This is a genomic window from Rhizobium mesoamericanum STM3625, from assembly GCF_000312665.1.
Classification (GTDB): domain Bacteria; phylum Pseudomonadota; class Alphaproteobacteria; order Rhizobiales; family Rhizobiaceae; genus Rhizobium; species Rhizobium mesoamericanum.
Window position 1 is genome coordinate 2,891,258 of the sequence record NZ_HF536772.1, and the last position, 17,089, is coordinate 2,908,346.

Sequence of the window (17,089 nt, forward strand, 5' to 3'; positions counted from 1 at the left end):
CAATATACCCAAGCCACATCAAATTTCCATGCGCGCAGGATTGCAAATATGCCACGGTCGCTTGAAATTCAGACGGAATCCTTCCCCATCTTAGGCGCATTCACGATCTCGCGCGGTGCCAAAACGTCAGCAGACGTGATCCTCTGCACAATCCGCGAGCACGGTATCGTCGGCCAGGGCGAGTGCGTTCCCTATCGTCGTTATGGCGAGACTGTGGAAAGCGTCGCCGCCCAGATCGAAGCTGCAAGGCCACTGATCGAGGCGAGCCTAACACGCCAGGAGCTACAGCGTGCAATGCCACCTGGCGCCGCGCGCAATGCCGTTGACTGCGCCCTTTGGGATCTCGAAGCCAAGAGCTCAGGCAATTCGGTCATCAAAGACCTGGGCCTGACGAAGCCGAAACCTTTGACGACGGCCTTCACGATTTCGCTCGGTGAACCTGATGTCATGGCAGGCCAGGCGCGTGCGAACGCCGATCGGGCGCTTTTGAAGATCAAGGTCGGTACCGGCGACGATGAACGCCGCATCCGCGCGGTTCGCGAGGCAGCACCCAATGCGGCGATCATTCTTGATGCCAACGAGGGCTGGCCTGAAGAGACGCTGGAGCATCATCTGCGCATCGCTGCCGAGATGCGCATCGCGCTCGTCGAACAGCCACTGCCCGCGGGCAAGGACGACCTCCTGGCGGAGATCCGCCGTCCTGTACTTGTTTGTGCGGATGAAAGCGTTCACCACACCGGTGACCTCGCGAGCCTTCGCGACCGCTACGATGCGATCAACATCAAGCTCGACAAGACTGGTGGCCTTACCGAAGCGCTGGCGATGAAGAAGGAGGCGCAGCGGCTCGATTTCAAGATCATGGTCGGCTGCATGGTCGGCACGTCGCTGGCCATGGCGCCGGCCGTGTTGCTGGCGCAGGACGCTGAATTCGTCGATCTGGACGGACCGCTGCTCCTGGCTCGCGACCGCGAAGGAGGACTGCGCTACGCCGCTTCTCTCGTCTGGCCGCCGGAAACGACGCTCTGGGGCTGAAGATAGTAAGCCACGATGACCAGGCTTAGCCCAGTCACCGCGACCAGGGCCATGACGTAGTAGCTTGCAAGCCCCAGCCACGCATAGACATAACCGGAGGCAATCGTCATCAGACCCATGAACATCCCGTTGTAAAAGAAATAGGCGCCCTGTGCAGACGATTCCTGGGTCTCCTGCACGGAGGCGACGATCCTTCTCTGCACGCCGGTATGCACAAAGGCGTAGGTACAGGAATGCATGCACTGGAGCAGAAAGAAACCCAAAAAACCCCAGTGCATCGGGAACAGGATCCAGCGACAGACGCTGACCGCCGCACCAAACCGGATCAGCGTCCAGGCACTGAAACGACGGCTAAGCCGCCTGGACAGAAAGAACACCGTTACCTCGGCCGCAACGCCGGCGCTCCAAAGGATTGCGATCTGTGTCCCCGAGAAACCGAGATCGCGCCAATAGAGAGACGCAAACGCCTGTAGGACAGCGTGACTCGACTGTTGGATTGCGACGCCGATCAGCAATGCAAGCAGATGTGGTTGGCGCAGCGAACTGCCGGTCGCCGCTGAAATGTCGACGGGCGTTCCGCGCCTGCGTGTCGGACCGATTCGTGGACAATAGAGCGCCATGACAACCGTTGTCACGAAACCAAAGGTCATGACCGGCAGCACCATCTCGCCGCCCCAGTGCCCAATCAATTGCCCGCCGATCAGGGTTGAGACGATGAACGCGACCGAACCCCATACCCGCATTGACCCGTAATCCAGCCCCCAGCGCCTGACACCGGAAATCACGATCGACTCGACAACCGGGACGTAGCAGGCAAAGGTCGCGCCCTGAACCGTGTAGACGATCAGGACCGGCCAGAATGTATTCGTCCAGTTAAGCGCGATCGCCGTCAGCAGCGATAGACAGCCTGAAACGAGAAGCACATCGGCGCGCTCTTTCATCCGGTCGGCATACATCGCGACGATCGGAGCGACGAGCACACGTACCACCATCGGCACGGCGAGAATGACGCCGATCTCATGATCGTCGAACGCGTGCAGCGCAAGCCACATCGGGAAGAACGGCAGGGCAACGCCATTGACGAGCAAAGGCGCACAATAGGACAAGGCACTGAGCAGACGGAAGCGCGGTGGTGCCCCCTCATTTGCCGGAGGATTTTGCACGGGAATCATGGAGTGGACCTGTAGGAACTGGACGTTGCCTAACACGTCAACCTAAGGGCGACCATGGCAAGAAATTGCCCAACTGAAACGTTTTAGAAAATAAATAAGGCCTGTCGCAAAGACACAACGCACGCAGTTGGCTCGGTGGATTACGCGGCCCGCAAGACGCTTCTAGGCGGCCTGCTGCGCGACGTCCTTTTCGCGATGACCGATCGCCAGCGGGACCGACTGTATATCACTCATGCTGCGCCACTCGATCAATTCAAAGGTGCCGTCTGCATGCTCGGCGATCGCCGTGCAGCTTTCGACCCAGTCTCCGGTATTGATGTAGCGGATCCCATCCATTTCTTCGATCACCGCATGGTGAATGTGGCCACAGATGACGCCGTCCGCACCATGTTTGCGGGCTTCGTCAGCGACGACGCGCTGGAACTCGCCGATGAAGTTGACCGCATGCTTGACCTGAAGCTTGGCCCACGCGGAAAACGACCAGTAAGGCATTCCCATTCGGCGGCGGATCGCTGCAAGGCCAATGTTGATCATGATTGCCATGTCGTATGCCCAGTCACCGAGATAGGCGAGCAGACGAGCGTTGCGCACAACGACGTCGAACTCGTCGCCATGCAGCACGAGGTACCTCTTGCCGTCAGCGGCTTCATGCATGATGCGCTCGGCAACCTCGATGCCCCCGAAATGGGTGCCTGGAAAGTCTCGAAGGAATTCGTCATGATTGCCGGGAATATAGATGACCCGCGTGCCCTTGCGCGCCTTGCGCAGCAGCTTCTGAACGACGTCGTTGCAATCCTGTGGCCAGTACCAGCTGCGCTTTAGCCGCCAGCCGTCTATGATATCGCCGACGAGGACGATGGTATCCGCCTCGTGATGCTTGAGAAAATCCAACAGGAAGTCCACCTTCGCGGCCTTGGAGCCGAGATGCACATCGGAAATGAAAAGCGTACGGAAGTGCCGCGTATCCATATTGTCCCTCACAGCATGCTGCCCGTGTCCAATCGTTCACCTTTCTCTCCAAAACCAGAGTCGTGTTTCAGGATGATGACATGCCGGTGCGCCGGCTGATTTTCCCAGTTGCCATCGAGCCTCGACGCAACGCCGGCAGATTTGCGCTGTTTTCGCATTTCGAACGGAAATTCCAACTGTTCCCCCATCCCGTTTGATGTATTGAAGGCATTTCAAAGAGAGCATGCGGCAGCCCGGAGGCGATGATGGATCATCAGGAAAAGTCCAAGACGGAAAAGAATTTGGTAGGTGGGAGCCTGGATGAGCAGGCGCTCTACTTCCATCGCTATCCGCGTCCTGGCAAGGTTGAGATCCAGGCGATCAAGCCTCTCGGCAACCAGCGCGACCTGGCGCTTGCCTATTCCCCCGGCGTAGCAGCACCCTGTCTGGCAATCCGCGACAACCCAGAGACGGCCGCCGATTATACCTCCCGTGCAAATCTGGTAGCGGTCATTTCCAACGGTACGGCCGTTCTCGGCCTCGGCAATATCGGCCCGCTGGCATCGAAGCCGGTCATGGAGGGCAAAGCCGTCCTCTTCAAAAAGTTCGCCAACATCGACGTCTTCGATATCGAGGTCGATGCATCGAGCGTGGAGCAGATGGTCTCGACCGTCGCTTCGCTCGAGCCGACCTTCGGCGGCATCAATCTCGAAGACATCAAGGCGCCGGAATGTTTCGAGATCGAACGTCGGCTCCGCGAGACCATGAAGATCCCGGTCTTCCATGATGACCAACACGGCACCGCTATCATCGTCGCTGCCGCGATCCTCAATGGCCTGGAACTTGCAAACAAGAAGATTGACGAAGTCAAGATCGTCGCATCCGGAGCAGGCGCCGCCGCCCTCGCCTGCCTCAATCTCCTCGTCACGCTTGGTGCCAAGCGCGAAAACATCTGGGTCCATGACATCGAAGGCCTGGTCTACGAAGGCCGCACCGAATTGATGGACGAATGGAAGAGCGTCTACGCCCAGAAGAGTGACACGCGCATGCTTGCCGAAAACATCGGCGGCGCCGACGTCTTCCTTGGCCTTTCCGCAGCAGGCGTGCTGAAGCCGGAATTGCTGGCGCAGATGGCCGAAAACCCGCTGATCATGGCGCTCGCCAACCCCACGCCCGAAATCATGCCCGATCTCGCCCGCGCTGCCCGTCCCGATGCGATGATCTGCACCGGTCGCTCCGACTTCCCGAACCAGGTGAACAACGTTCTCTGCTTCCCATATATTTTCCGGGGTGCCTTGGATTGTGGGGCGGTGACTATCAACGAAGAAATGAAGATGGCGGCCGTGCGCGCCATCGCGGCACTTGCGCGTGAGGAACCCTCCGACGTCGCCGCCCGCGCCTATTCGGGTGAAACGCCCGTCTTCGGCCCGAACTACCTAATCCCCTCACCCTTCGACCCGCGCCTGATCCTGAGGATTGCCCCGGCCGTAGCGAAAGCCGCGGCCGAAAGCGGTGTCGCCCTGCGTCCGATTACCGATTTCGACGCCTATCTCGACCAGCTCAACCGTTTCGTCTTCCGCTCGGGCTTCATTATGAAGCCGATTTTTGCGGCGGCGAAGACTGCCGAGCGCAAGCGGGTAATCTTCTCCGAAGGGGAAGACGAACGCGTCTTGCGCGCCGCGCAGGTGCTACTCGAGGAAGGCATTGCCGAGCCGATTCTGATTGGCCGCCCTACGGTCATCGAAACACGTCTGCAACGCTACGGCCTGCGCATCCGGCCGCTGGCCGATTTTGACGTCATCAACCCGGAAGACGATCCGCGCTTTCGCGAATACGTCGAACTCTACTTCTCGCTGGTTGGACGTCGAGGCGTCATTCCGGAGGCCGCGCGCACGATCGTTCGTACCAACACGACTGTCATCGGCGCGCTGGCGCTGAAGCGAGGCGAAGCCGATGCACTCATCTGCGGCCTTGAAGGCCGTTATGAGAAGCATCTACGCGACGTCCGTCAGATCATCGGCAAGAGGCAGGACGTGCGCGACTTCTCGGCACTCAGTCTGCTGATTTCACAGCGCGGCGCCACCTTCTTCACGGACACCTACGTCACCTTCAATCCGAGCGCGGAAGAGATCGCCGAGTCCGCGGTTCTCGCTGCCGAGGAAATCAAACGCTTCGGCATTACGCCGCGCGCTGCCCTTGTGTCCCACTCGAACTTCGGTTCCCGTGAGTCCGAAAGCGCGACGAAGATGCGTGCCGCTCTAAAGCTCGTGCGGGAAGCCGCCCCGGATCTCGAAGTGGACGGCGAAATGCATGGTGAAAGCGCGATCTCCGATGCCCTGCGCAAGCGCGTCATGCCTGACACGACCCTGCACGACGAAGCAAACCTGCTGGTCTTCCCGAACCTTGACGCAGCCAATATCACTCTAGGTGTCGTAAAGTCGATGATTGACGGGTTGCATGTCGGGCCGATCCTGCTTGGCGCCGCGCTGCCGGCGCACATCCTGGCGCCCTCGGTGACCTCGCGCGGCGTCGTCAACATGGCCGCGCTCGCCGTCGTCGAGGCTTCACAGCCAGCCTGATTTGCGCCAGATCTCGAAAATGCGGTAAGATTCCGACCGCAGCTTGTTAAGACAAACGAACTAGCAATGAAGGTGCGGCGGGACGCCGCGCCCGATGACCTCATCACCGATGGGACGATGCCTTGAACCGCTGGATTCTGTCACTCGCAACCGCCCTTGCACTCACCAGCCCGACCCAAGCCCAGATGCCGGGGATCTGCGGTGACCTTCGCGCCCGCCTCGCCGATCTGCCGCAAATCATCGGCAGCACGCCCGAGGTGCGCAAATTCGCCGGTGCCATCGCCGAACAGAACCTCGAGCTTCGCAAGCTCCGTAGCGATCTGCGCCAAAACGGCTGCACAAGCGGTAGCATGGTCGTGATCGGGGACGATGACGGCTACTGCGGTGAGCTTGAGCGCGCGGAAACCAAGATGGTCGACAATATCCATTATCTGCAGCAGCGGCGCGACGAACTGCGCGGCCAGAGCGATGATGTGCGAACGAGAAATGAACTGCTTGCCGCGCTCGACGACAATGGCTGCAATGAGGAGCAGTGGCCTGAGGACCGCGCCGATGGATATTCTCCGCCGCCGAGCATCGAGGATCAGGCGATGCGAAACGACACTTTCATACCTTTGGGCAGTGGTCCCAACCAGCGTCGATACGGTTTCGGCATGTCTACGCTCTCTCATCTGAACACCGTCTGCGTACGCACCTGTGACGGAGGCTTTTTCCCGCTAAGCTCGAACGCGACCTCACAGGACTTCGTGCGTGATGCTGATACCTGCGCGAAGATGTGTCCCGGCATCGACACCGAGCTTTTCTACCGTGACGTCTCCAGCACCGAGACATCTCAGATGATTTCGGCCGCGACGGGCGCTCCCTACAGCGCGATGCCGAATGCCTTCGCCTATAAGAACCGTAAGCCTGGCGAAAAATCGTCCTGCAGTTGCAATCTCAACGCTTATTACGAAGAGATGCGGAAAAGCCAATCGATTGGCGAGCCGCCGCAACAAGGATCGATCACCACGATCCAAACCAAGAAGCCCGAGCCGGAGAGCAAGGTCGTCGCCCCGGCCGCGCCGAGGCCGCAGGTGGAAGACAGGCCATACGATCCGGGCAAGGTACGCCAGATTGGTCCTCAGTTCCTGGCTGGCGACCAAGGTACGATCGACCTCAAGAACCCGGCAAAGCCAGGGCCGCAGCCGCAGCAACAATAGCCGCCCTCAGTCCCGCGAATTCTCCCAGCGATCGGAAAACACCAGTTGCTTCAGGGGCAAGCGCTGACGCCAACCTTTGACCGCCAGTTCCGGCTGGTCATAAAGCTTGTCGACATAGCCGACGCAAAGCCAGGCAACGATCTCCACCCGCTCCGGCACGCCGAGGATCTCTTTGATATCGGCTTCATGAAAGATGCTCACCCAGCCGACCCCGACGCCTTCGGCTCGGGCCGCCAGCCACAGGTTCTGCACGGCGCACACGGTGGAGTATGAATCCATCCGCCGGTTATGCGTTCGGCCGAGAACAATATCGCCGCAGCGATCCGGATCGCAGGTCACACAGATGCTAAGCGGTGCAGCTCGGATACCTTCGAGTTTCAGCGAGCGGTAGAGCTGTCGCCGCTCGCCGTTAAACATCTCACCCGCCTCGCGGTTGGCGCGATCGAAGGCCTGCCACGCAGCCTCCTTCACCTTGTCATCGCGCACAAGGATGAAATTCCAGGGCTGCATGAACCCAACAGACGGCGCGTGGTGCGCGGCCGTCAAAAGCCTTTCGACAACGTCGTCCGGTATGGCATCCGGGAGGAACTCCGAACGGACGTCGCGGCGCGTGGAGATCGCCCGGTAAACGGCGTCACGTTCCTCGATCGAAAAAGCTGAGGCCCCCAACAAGGAGCCTGAATGGTCTGGTCGCATCGTCTATCCCCAACAACACAACCGCCCGCCGTCCACGCGGGCCAGTCTATGATGTCAGGCCGGTCTTCTGACTTGGCGTCATCCGACTGCCGCGCCTTCCCGGTGTTTCACCAGTGGCGTGTTGCGGCAGTCGTCAGCCTTACAGCGTTGGGCACGTTTCGGTCTCTCACCGAATTCCCGATTCTCCCACCTGGGGCGGGCACCTGACGGTGGCTCTATGCCCGCAAAAATCGCTCGATGCAATCCTTCAATCAGAGACGGGGTAATAACGCACATAGGCGAACTCATCGCCGGATGGCGACCAGTTTGGCACGTTGATTGTCCCCTGCCCGCCGAAGAGATCAAAGAGTATCGTGGGATTGCCCCCGTCCATATCCATCAGCCGCAGACGAACATGAAGGTCGCGCGGATGGTCGAAAACATCAGGATCGTAGGAAAGGAAGAGGACCTTGTCGTTGTTGGGCGAGGGATGGGCAAACCAGTTCCCATAGTTGTCATTGGTGACCTGTTCTAGCCCGGTCCCGTCGGGATGGATCCGCCAGATCTGCATGAGGCCAGTGCGACTGGAATTGAAGTAGATCCAACGACCGTCAGCGGAATAGTCCGGCCCGTCATTGCGTCCCTCGCCGTGCGTCAGCCGTTTTTCTTCGCCGCCATCCACGGAAATCGAGTAGATATCGAAGAAGTCGTTGCGGATGCCGCAATAGACCAGTTGTTTCCCGTCAGGCGACCAGCCGTGCCAATAGGACGGCTGATTTTGCGTCACCAGACGCGGCATCCCACCTTCGGCCGGAAGCACATAAATCGTCGACTTCCCGAACTCGGTCTTGTCAGAGATGACGATCTGGCGGCCATCCGGCGAAATGCCATGATCGTTGTTGCAGGCTTTGGCAAAGCCGGTATCGACTTTCTCGACCCTGCCCGAACCGTCAAGCGCCAGTCGATATAGAAGTCCGCCGCCGTTCAACAGAAGATAGCTGCCGTCGGGTGCAAAGTTGGGCGCCTCCACGAGTTGCGGCGTTTGCCAAACAACCCGTGCCTTGCCTGTCCTGATGTTGTAGATCTCCACGGAACTTCGCAATCTGAACCCTCCTGACATCGACTCCGCCAGACCTACGACGGTCCACCACTCAGCACAAGTAAATGCGCCGGGCCAGTTTTGGCTCGGGACACGTCTCTTGGGCGAGCGGTCCTTATCCACCAATCACAAATTTGGGAAACCTCACGGTTCATCTAGCGTTCATGACGGGGATGTGACAGTTCGGTGAAGCTTTTATGACGTTGGAGTTTTCCAGTTGATCGCCTTGGTAATGAGGTCTGCAGCGGCAGCGCGTTTTGCGTCGCTTTCCACCGATTTTGGAGGAAGCGTCCAGGCCCCTGCTATACGCAGAGCGCTTGAGGTCGTTCTTTGCGCCCTGCTTGCTCTCTTTACTACAGCTGCCGTCGAGATAATCGCCCGCGACGGGCTGACCGACGTGCGCGAGTTCCTGACGTCACCGGCACGTCCCGGAATGACGACAATCGCGATGTTGACCGTCCTGATGCTGTCGCTCGATGCCGCCCTGGGAAGGCGATTCGTCTCGGCCCTGATCGTTCTGCCTCTGGTCTTTGTTCCCGCCATTGTCTCCAATCAGAAGCAACATTACCTCACGGACCCGCTATATCCATCCGACCTCCTTTTCGGACGCCAGATCATCGAACTGCTTCCTGTCATGGTACGCGACCGCCCTTGGAGCGCCGTTGCGATGGTTGTCGGGATCATTCTTTCCGCTGGCTCGATTATCATCCTCTGGCGGTTCGCCTGGCGCCACTTCCCACACCTCTCCAGGACCTCTCGCCTGCGCCGGCTCTGTGTCGGAGTGCCCATTATCGCGGCTTTCGGCTCTTTGATGGACTATTCCCAGTATTCTTTTATCCGCGACCGCCTTCAGGTGGTTCCGATGATGTGGGACCAGAAGGAAAACTACCGCAGCAACGGCTTCATCCTTGCCTTCATTTTCAATATTCCTATGGCCGATGTGGCAGCGCCGCCCGGCTTCGGTCCGCAGGCGCTTGATGCCATCCCGAACCGCAATTATGGCTACCTGAGCGGCCCGCGCGAAAAACCCGACGTGATCATGCTGATGAGTGAATCGTTCTGGGATCCGACCCGGCTGAAGACGCTCACCCTTTCGCCCGATCCTATGCCGACTATCCGGGCCATACAGTCTGGCTACGTCTTCTCGCCGGAGTTCGGCGGTATGACCGCCAATGTCGAATTTGAGGCGTTGACAGGCTTTTCCAATGCCTTCCTTCCCTACGGCAGCATCCCCTATCAGCAATACGTCCGTCACGACGTCCCCTCGCTTGCCACCTTCTTCCGTAGCCAAGGCTATGCGGCACGTTCGCTTCATCCATTCAGCGGCTGGTTCTGGAATCGCAATGAGGTCTACAGGGACTTCGGTTTCGAGCAATTCCGCTCCGAAGAAACTATGCCTCCAATGGAAAAGAGGGGCCTCTTCGCCTCAGACGAGTCCTTCATGAAGGAGATCATGAACGAGGCTGACGGTATCGATCGGCCGTTCTTCTTCTTCGCTGTCACCCTGCAGGGACATGGCCCGTACGAGCCAAACCGATACGCACGAAACACGATCGACATAAAGGGTAACCTGAACGATGCCGACCGCGCGACGCTTGGCACCTACACCCAGGGCGTTAAGGAAGCGGACGACAGCCTCAAGATGCTGATGGATTGGGCCGAAAAGCGCGAGCGTGAGACGATCATAGTGCTCTGGGGCGACCACCTGCCGCCGCTCGGCAACGTCTACACGGCGACCGGCTACATGTCGGATCAGGTTGCCACCCGCAAGGCATCGGCCAGCATCATGAAGCAGGAGCACGAGACCCCGCTCGTCATTTGGTCGAACAAAAAGGGCAGCAAGAAGGACATAGGCACGATCAGTCCATCACTGCTTCCCTACCACCTTCTGAAGTTCGCCGGCTTCGAGCACCCCTACTACACGGGCTTCCTCGGGCGCGTGCAGAGGAAGTATAGCGTCATCGATCGCTACCAGCTGATTGCGCGCGACAACACGCCCTCTCCCGATTGGGTTCTGAAGCCGAAGAGCCTCGATCCCCTCGTGCGCGACTACCGATACCTCCAGCACGACATCATGTTTGGCAAGGCTCAGACGCTCGATCGCTTCTTCCCACAGCATGCTTGGCTGTATGCGCAAGGAACGTAAAAGAGTGGCACAAACCCTCATTGCAATTTGAAAACATTACGGAATACTGGCGCCCGAGCGTTCTAGCATTCGGAGTCGGCCATGCACAATCTATCGGACTTAATCCACCATCACTTCGATAAATCTGCTGACCAACTCGGCGACATCGAGAAGCGCGTTCTCGCAAAGGCCCACGAGCGCAAGATAATCTCGACCGATATCAATGCGGCCTTGCAGGCGGAAGCATCCGCTGGAGAGCGCCTGGCGGATTCGATTGCCCGCGTCGGCGGCTCATGGTCATTCATTGTCGCCTTCTTGCTGTTTTTGGTCTTCTGGTGCGTTGTAAACACCGTCGTTTTGCTTACCCGTGCCTTCGATCCCTATCCCTTCATCTTCCTCAATCTCGTGCTTTCGATGCTGGCCGCAATCCAGGCGCCCATCATCATGATGTCCCAGAACCGTCAAGCGGAGCGCGATCGTTTCGAGGCGGCCAAAGACTACGAAGTCAATCTCAAAGCAGAACTCGAAGTTCTTTCTCTTCATCAGAAGATAGACATGCGTGTGCTCACTGAAATTGCAGCATTGCGCGAGGACATCGAGCGACTGAACCAGCGCCTGCCGAGTTGATGGAACGATGTAGGCAACATCGCAGCTTAACTATGATTAGCAATTGACGATCCGCCAACCGAATCCCGTATTGAAACATCGCCGCAAATGTAAGAGGAGCAACTGAAACCAATTCGATGCGAGCGTGCAAAAACGATGCTCACTGGCCGACCGCATACACGCGATGAAATCCTCCATCACCCGCTGTTTCTGTCGATCGAACGCCAGATCGCCCTTCATCTTATCGGCATCCATAAGCGAGCCCCACGCCTTGCCCGCCTTGCCGCCTCGCACCGCAAATGGCTGCTGACGCAGACACTATTTGCCATGCATATCGGACGAGATCGAGGCGATCCCGTTTCAGGATTAACGGCCGGCCGCCTGATGCGGGCCGCCAAAGAATTCGACCTCGCCAGCAAGAATACGGCAGCTTCGTTCCTGGCTGAACTCATCGCATACAAATTTCTGCGTGATGCTCCCGATGACACGCCCGATCGGCGCCTTCGCCGCCTCGAGACAACCGAGGTCAGCGAGGAGGCGATGGCTTCGTGGTTCCAGGGACACATGGCCTGCCTTGATCAGCTCGACGGCGGTAATCGTGCAAGCTTGACTGCCGACGAGCCCCGCCTCTTTCATCTCGCGCAGCCACGTGCTGTGTGCGCCCTTATTAGGGAGCCTGTCTGGAAGGAGCCGCGGACCAGCATCGGGCACTTTCTGTGGTCCGACATTGGCGGCCTCGTGCTGCACGATTTGATCAGCCGCCTTCCCGATGACGCACGCGATCAGGAACGCGTTCTGCTCAATAACGTGAGCACCACCGAGATCGCCAATGATTTCGGCATCTCGCTTACTAACCTGAAACGGATGTTCAAGAAGGTCGAAATGGACAACCTGCTTGGCTGGGAAAGCCCCCGTCACCGAGGTTTACTGTGGCTCTCGCGCGCGTTCATCGAAGATTATTTCCATTGGCAGTCCGCTAAGTTCGCCGAATTGGACGCCGCGATCCACTGGGCGGCAAGCCAAATCGGTCGAGGCGTTCACCACGATGACGCGCCTGGCCACCATCCCTGACAAAGATCAATGGGTTGCCGAAAAAATGCGGCCGCCGCCCGCTCTTACCGATGCGTTCTTCATTCCATAAAAAAGCCCGGCGTTGACCGGGCTCCTTTTATCAGTCTTGCGCAGATCAGCCGTTGGCGGCCATCCGCTTTTCGTCGCGGCCACCCTTCATGCGCTCGGCCAGAAGGAAGGCAAGCTCCAGCGCCTGGTCGGCATTGAGACGCGGGTCGCAATGCGTATGGTAGCGATCGTGCAGGTCCTCTGCTGTCACAGCGCGCGCGCCGCCGGTGCACTCCGTCACGTCTTTGCCGGTCATCTCGATATGGATGCCGCCCGGATGCGAACCCTCAGCGCGATGGATCTGGAAGAAGCTCTCGACTTCCGACAGGATCCGCTCGAACGGACGCGTCTTGTAGTGGTTGAGCGTGATCGTGTTGCCGTGCATCGGATCGCATGACCAGACGACCTTGCGCCCCTCGCGCTCGACCGCGCGGATGAGGCGCGGCAGATGCTCGGCGACCTTGTCGTGGCCGAAGCGGCAGATCAGCGTCAACCGGCCCGCTTCGTTCTCCGGATTGAGAATATCGATTAGGTTCAAAAGGTCGTCCGCCTGCAAAGACGGGCCGCACTTGAGACCGATCGGATTCTTGATGCCGCGGCAGTATTCGACGTGGGCATGGTCGGCCTGGCGCGTGCGGTCGCCGATCCAGATCATGTGGCCTGAAGTCGCGTACCAATCGCCAGACGTCGAGTCGACGCGCGTCAGCGCTTCTTCGTAGCCAAGCAGCAACGCTTCATGACTGGTGAAGAAATCCGTCTCGCGCAGGCTCGGATTGTTTTCCGAGGTGATGCCGATCGCCTTCATGAAGTCCATGGTCTCGCTGATGCGGCTGGCAAGCTTGCGGTAACGCTCGCCCTGCGGGCTATCCTTGACGAAGCCGAGCATCCACTGATGCACGTTCTCTAGGTTGGCATACCCACCCATCGCGAAGGCACGCAGCAGATTGAGCGTTGCGGCCGACTGGCGGTACGCCATGGCCTGACGCTCGGGATTTGGAATGCGCGCATCCTCAGTGAACTCGATGCCGTTGATGATGTCACCGCGGTAGCTCGGCAGCGACACGCCATCCTGTGTCTCAATGCCGGAAGAGCGCGGCTTAGCGAACTGGCCAGCTATGCGACCGACCTTGACGACCGGAAGCTGCGCACCGAATGTCAGTACGACGGCCATCTGCAGGAAGGCGCGAAAGAAGTCGCGGATATTGTCGGCACCGTGCTCGGCAAAGCTCTCGGCGCAATCGCCGCCCTGCAGGAGGAAGCCGTTGCCTTCAGCGACATTGGCGAGGTGCTTCTTGAGACGGCGTGCTTCCCCCGCAAAGACGAGCGGCGGATAGGATGCGAGCTGGGCTTCCGTTGCTGCCAATGCCGCCTGGTCCGGATAGTCCGGAACCTGCTGGATCGGTTTCTGCCGCCAACTGCTCGGGGTCCAATTCTGTGCCATCTCACTCACCTGTTTCAGCATCCGGTTCAGTCCGGATGTTCCGTCCTAAAAATGTTGCGCGGCTTATAAACCTTTAGCGCCATCTTGCATAGCGGCGTTCCGCTCTTTGGCGCTCCGGCTTTATGTCGAGAACAACAGACAATAATAAAGGAAATCCGCGCTGGGTTTTCAAAGGCCAGACGCGCGATTAATGGTCAATATACCAAGACAGTTTGTATCTAATTTAGGCTTTTGCCGTAGAAACACCGTCAATTCTAATGGCGCGTCATGAGGACCCCGCTTGATCACCGATGGTATGGTGTAACCGTGGGATTGATTTCGTGCGCAGCTTGCATCGTTTCTGCACTGACCGTTCTGGCAACTTCGGCATGCTCACGGCCATCCTGATGGTGCCGCTCCTCGGCTCCGCGGGCGTGGCCGTCGACTTCGCTCATGCCTTGAGCCTGCGGACACAACTTTACGCCGCTGCCGACGCCGCTGCCGTTGGTGCAATCGCGGAAAAATCCGCGGCCGCTTCTGCCGCAATGAAAATGACCGCCGATGGCGCAGTCTCCGTCGGGCAGGACGACGCGCGCAATATCTTCGTCAGCCAGATGCAGGGCGAATTGACGGCAAGCCAAGTTGCAGTCGACATCAAGGTGAACAAGGCAGCAAACAAACTCAACGCGTCCGTATCCTTCAGCGCCGCCGTCCCGACGACGTTCATGCAGATTTTCGGACGAAAGAACGTCGAAATATCAGGAACCGCGACAGCGACGATTGAGACAGCGTCCTTCATGGATTTCTATATTCTGATCGACAACACGCCATCGATGGGTGTCGGGGCGACGCCGACCGACGTCGCCACCATGGTAGATCTCACGAAAAACAACAAATCGAACGCCTCCTGCGCCTTTGCCTGCCATGAGAGCGGCACAAACAAGGGCAAGGATTACTATGCACTTGCCAAGAAGAACAAAGTGACGATGCGCATCGATGTCGTGCGCCAGGCTACGCAGGCACTGACTGCGACCGCCAAGGCCGATCCCGACAATCAATTTCGTATGGCGGTCTATACCTTCGGTGCGAAAGCCGAGGCGGCGGGGCTGAGTGAAATCGTTCCGCTTACGGGCGACCTTGACAAGGTGGGCAGCAAGGTCTCAGAAAAAACGGCCAATCCTCAAGCGGGCGACAGCGAATACGTCCTCGACCTGATGACCATCCCGCAGCAGGGCTACAATGACGACACCCAGACGAGCTTCGATAGCGCGCTGACCCTGCTCAAGAGCAAGATCCCGGCCGGAGGCTCAGGAACAAGCGCCGCCGATACACAGAAGATCGTTTTCTTCGTGTCCGACGGTGTCGGCGACAGTTACAAGGCATCGAATTGCACAAAGAAAACGACCGGCAGCCGCTGCCAAGAGCCGATCGATACCTCGTTCTGCCAGCCATTGAAGGACAAAGGCATCAAGATCGCGGTACTCTACACGACTTATCTGCCGTTACTCACCAACAACTGGTACAATACCTGGATCAAACCCTTCCAGGCCGAAATTCCGACGAAGATGCGGGATTGCGCGTCACCTGGGCTCTATTTCGAGGTGACACCCACCGAAGGTATCACGGACGCCATGAAGGCGCTTTTCCTAAAGGTCGTCCGCATGCCCCGCATCACCAGCTGACCGGCGTCAAACACGAAGGCCGTCCCGAATGCGATAGCTCGGCGCATACATTGTGACGAGCTCTTCCGCTGCCGTCGGATGCACGGCCATTGTCCGGTCGAAATCGTCCTTTGTGCAGCCTGCCTTTAGCGTGATGCCGAGGATCTGCGCCATTTCTCCGGCATCGTGTCCGAGGATGTGCGCCCCGACGACCTTTCGGCTGGAAGCGTCGACAATCAGCTTCATGATCATCTTCTCGCTGCGCCCCGACAGCGTCGCCTTGAGCGGACGAAACTGCGCACGGTAAACCTCGAGCTCCTTGTAGCGCTTGCCCGCTTCTTCCTCAGTCAGGCCGACCGTGCCGATTTCAGGCTGCGAGAAAACGGCCGTTGCGATCGTCTCGTGATCCGGCTTGGTCGGGTTATCCTTGTACTCGGTTTCGATGAAGCACATCGCCTCATGGATCGCCACGGGCGTGAGTTGCACCCGATCGGTGACATCGCCCAACGCATAGATGTTCGGGATGCTGGTGCGCGAATATTCGTCGACCACCACGGCTCCGAGTTCGTCCGTCTTGACCCCGGCAGCCTCCAAACCAAGGCCCTGGGTATTCGGGATGCGTCCAAGAGCCAGCATGACAACATCCGCCGTAAGCGTGCCGTTGTTCAGCGTCTCGATTAAGAGACGGTCATCGCGCTTTTTTACCTTCTCGAGCGTGTCATGGCAGAGAATGCGGATGCCTTTGGCGACCATCGCCTCGTGCAGCCCCTGCCGAAGGTCATGATCGAAGCGAGAAAGGATCTCCGCGCCACGGTAAATCAGTGTCGTCTCGACGCCGAGACCATGAAAGATGTTGGCAAATTCCACGGCGATGTAGCCGCCGCCGGCAATAACGATCGCCTTCGGAAGCGCTTCCAGATGGAAGGCTTCATTGGACGAAATGCAGAGTTCATGCCCCGGCAACGCCGCGTGCGGATTTGGTCGGCCACCGGTCGCGATCACGATTGTCTTGGCTGTTACCGTCTTGCCGGTGTTGACCAGTCGAACCGTATGCGAGTCGACCAGTTCGGCACGCGTTTCCAGGATCTCGGCGTTGGCACCGCTCAGACCCTTTTTATAGAGCCCCTCGAGGCGCGCGATCTCGTTGTCCTTGGCGGCAATCAACTTATTCCAATCGAAGGAGCTCTCGCCGACCGTCCAGCCGAACCCGGCAGCATCTTCGAAATGTTCGTGGAATTGAGCCGCGTAGACGAAAAGTTTCTTCGGGACGCAGCCGCGGATCACGCAAGTTCCGCCGTAGCGGTATTCCTCCGCAATCGCGACCTTCTTACCAAGCGAGGCTGCGACACGGGCGCTTCTAACGCCGCCTGAGCCACCGCCAATGACAAAGAGATCGTAATCGTAGGACGTCATGAGAAACTCCGGATGGAATCGGCTGGTGGGGTGACAGTGAT

The 17,089-nt window shown here is 58.6% G+C and carries 13 protein-coding genes and 1 riboswitch; of the genes, 7 read left to right on the forward strand and 6 right to left on the reverse strand.

Going from position 1 to position 17,089, the window contains the following annotated elements; all coding sequences use genetic code 11:
- Positions 1 to 48 precede the first annotated feature (48 nt).
- Entirely contained in the window at positions 49 to 1,032 is a 984-nt protein-coding gene (gene dgcA / locus BN77_RS14235) for an N-acetyl-D-Glu racemase DgcA (protein ID WP_007532991.1), read from the forward strand.
- Here the strand turns inward: dgcA and BN77_RS14240 are convergent.
- Together BN77_RS14240 and BN77_RS14245 are read right to left on the reverse strand one after the other, a co-directional pair.
- Complete coding sequence (locus BN77_RS14240; RefSeq protein ID WP_007532993.1) at positions 984 to 2,204, reverse strand: MFS transporter; 1,221 nt, start codon at positions 2,202 to 2,204, stop codon at positions 984 to 986. The genes dgcA and BN77_RS14240 overlap by 49 nt on opposite strands.
- A 162-nt stretch (positions 2,205 to 2,366) precedes the next feature.
- Positions 2,367 to 3,206 carry a UDP-2,3-diacylglucosamine diphosphatase gene (locus BN77_RS14245; protein WP_040677204.1) on the reverse strand — a complete coding sequence of 280 codons (840 nt, stop codon included), beginning with the start codon at positions 3,204 to 3,206 and terminating at the stop codon, positions 2,367 to 2,369.
- 212 nt (positions 3,207 to 3,418) lie between these two features.
- Here BN77_RS14245 and BN77_RS14255 point away from each other — a divergent pair, with 212 nt between their 5' ends.
- Positions 3,419 to 5,731, forward strand: a complete 2,313-nt coding sequence (locus BN77_RS14255) for an NADP-dependent malic enzyme (RefSeq protein WP_007532997.1) — start codon at positions 3,419 to 3,421, stop codon at positions 5,729 to 5,731.
- 122 nt (positions 5,732 to 5,853) lie between these two features.
- Positions 5,854 to 6,930 (forward strand): DUF2865 domain-containing protein, encoded by a 1,077-nt coding sequence (locus tag BN77_RS14260; RefSeq protein ID WP_007532998.1) that lies wholly within the window; start codon positions 5,854 to 5,856, stop codon positions 6,928 to 6,930.
- A gap of 6 nt (positions 6,931 to 6,936) precedes the next feature.
- On the opposite strand, the gene bluB is transcribed toward BN77_RS14260, so the two are convergent.
- The gene (bluB, locus tag BN77_RS14265; RefSeq protein ID WP_007532999.1) at positions 6,937 to 7,626 is read right to left on the reverse strand and encodes a 5,6-dimethylbenzimidazole synthase; all 690 of its coding nucleotides are present in this window, start codon (positions 7,624 to 7,626) and stop codon (positions 6,937 to 6,939) included.
- A 40-nt stretch (positions 7,627 to 7,666) separates the two neighbouring features.
- A riboswitch (cobalamin riboswitch) is annotated at positions 7,667 to 7,848 on the reverse strand.
- Between the two features lie 25 nt (positions 7,849 to 7,873).
- Positions 7,874 to 8,707 (reverse strand): TolB family protein, encoded by an 834-nt coding sequence (locus tag BN77_RS14270; protein ID WP_007533000.1) that lies wholly within the window; start codon positions 8,705 to 8,707, stop codon positions 7,874 to 7,876.
- 214 nt (positions 8,708 to 8,921) lie between these two features.
- On the opposite strand from BN77_RS14270, the gene BN77_RS14275 reads away from it, so the two are divergent.
- From BN77_RS14275 to BN77_RS14285, 3 genes are all read left to right on the forward strand, one after another.
- Complete coding sequence (locus BN77_RS14275; RefSeq protein WP_007533005.1) at positions 8,922 to 10,850, forward strand: LTA synthase family protein; 1,929 nt, start codon at positions 8,922 to 8,924, stop codon at positions 10,848 to 10,850.
- 81 nt (positions 10,851 to 10,931) lie between these two features.
- The gene (locus BN77_RS14280) at positions 10,932 to 11,456 is read left to right on the forward strand and encodes a DUF1003 domain-containing protein (RefSeq protein WP_007533007.1); all 525 of its coding nucleotides are present in this window, start codon (positions 10,932 to 10,934) and stop codon (positions 11,454 to 11,456) included.
- A gap of 135 nt (positions 11,457 to 11,591) precedes the next feature.
- The gene (locus BN77_RS14285) at positions 11,592 to 12,506 is read left to right on the forward strand and encodes a hypothetical protein (RefSeq protein WP_007533009.1); all 915 of its coding nucleotides are present in this window, start codon (positions 11,592 to 11,594) and stop codon (positions 12,504 to 12,506) included.
- A 115-nt stretch (positions 12,507 to 12,621) separates the two neighbouring features.
- Here BN77_RS14285 and BN77_RS14290 read toward each other — a convergent pair whose 3' ends face one another.
- Positions 12,622 to 13,995 (reverse strand): class II 3-deoxy-7-phosphoheptulonate synthase, encoded by a 1,374-nt coding sequence (locus BN77_RS14290; protein ID WP_007533012.1) that lies wholly within the window; start codon positions 13,993 to 13,995, stop codon positions 12,622 to 12,624.
- Positions 13,996 to 14,285: 290 nt separating this feature from the next.
- Here BN77_RS14290 and BN77_RS14295 point away from each other — a divergent pair, with 290 nt between their 5' ends.
- Entirely contained in the window at positions 14,286 to 15,656 is a 1,371-nt protein-coding gene (locus BN77_RS14295) for a pilus assembly protein TadG-related protein (protein ID WP_051177140.1), read from the forward strand.
- A 6-nt stretch (positions 15,657 to 15,662) separates the two neighbouring features.
- Here the strand turns inward: BN77_RS14295 and gor are convergent, their stop codons facing one another.
- Positions 15,663 to 17,048, reverse strand: coding sequence for a glutathione-disulfide reductase (gor, locus tag BN77_RS14300; protein ID WP_007533016.1), 1,386 nt, complete (start codon positions 17,046 to 17,048; stop codon positions 15,663 to 15,665).
- Positions 17,049 to 17,089 lie beyond the last annotated feature (41 nt).

What these genes read in the sequence shown, in the direction of transcription:
- bluB (WP_007532999.1), bottom strand. Translation starts at nt 7,626, where the DNA reads ATGCGACCAGACCATTCAGGCTCCTTGTTGGGGGCCTCAGCTTTTTCG.
- BN77_RS14280 (WP_007533007.1), top strand. Translation starts at nt 10,932, where the DNA reads ATGCACAATCTATCGGACTTAATCCACCATCACTTCGATAAATCTGCT.
- BN77_RS14255 (WP_007532997.1), top strand. Translation starts at nt 3,419, where the DNA reads ATGGATCATCAGGAAAAGTCCAAGACGGAAAAGAATTTGGTAGGTGGG.
- dgcA (WP_007532991.1), top strand. Translation starts at nt 49, where the DNA reads ATGCCACGGTCGCTTGAAATTCAGACGGAATCCTTCCCCATCTTAGGC.
- BN77_RS14290 (WP_007533012.1), bottom strand. Translation starts at nt 13,995, where the DNA reads ATGGCACAGAATTGGACCCCGAGCAGTTGGCGGCAGAAACCGATCCAG.
- BN77_RS14240 (WP_007532993.1), bottom strand. Translation starts at nt 2,204, where the DNA reads ATGATTCCCGTGCAAAATCCTCCGGCAAATGAGGGGGCACCACCGCGC.
- BN77_RS14295 (WP_051177140.1), top strand. Translation starts at nt 14,286, where the DNA reads ATGGTATGGTGTAACCGTGGGATTGATTTCGTGCGCAGCTTGCATCGT.
- gor (WP_007533016.1), bottom strand. Translation starts at nt 17,048, where the DNA reads ATGACGTCCTACGATTACGATCTCTTTGTCATTGGCGGTGGCTCAGGC.
- BN77_RS14285 (WP_007533009.1), top strand. Translation starts at nt 11,592, where the DNA reads ATGCTCACTGGCCGACCGCATACACGCGATGAAATCCTCCATCACCCG.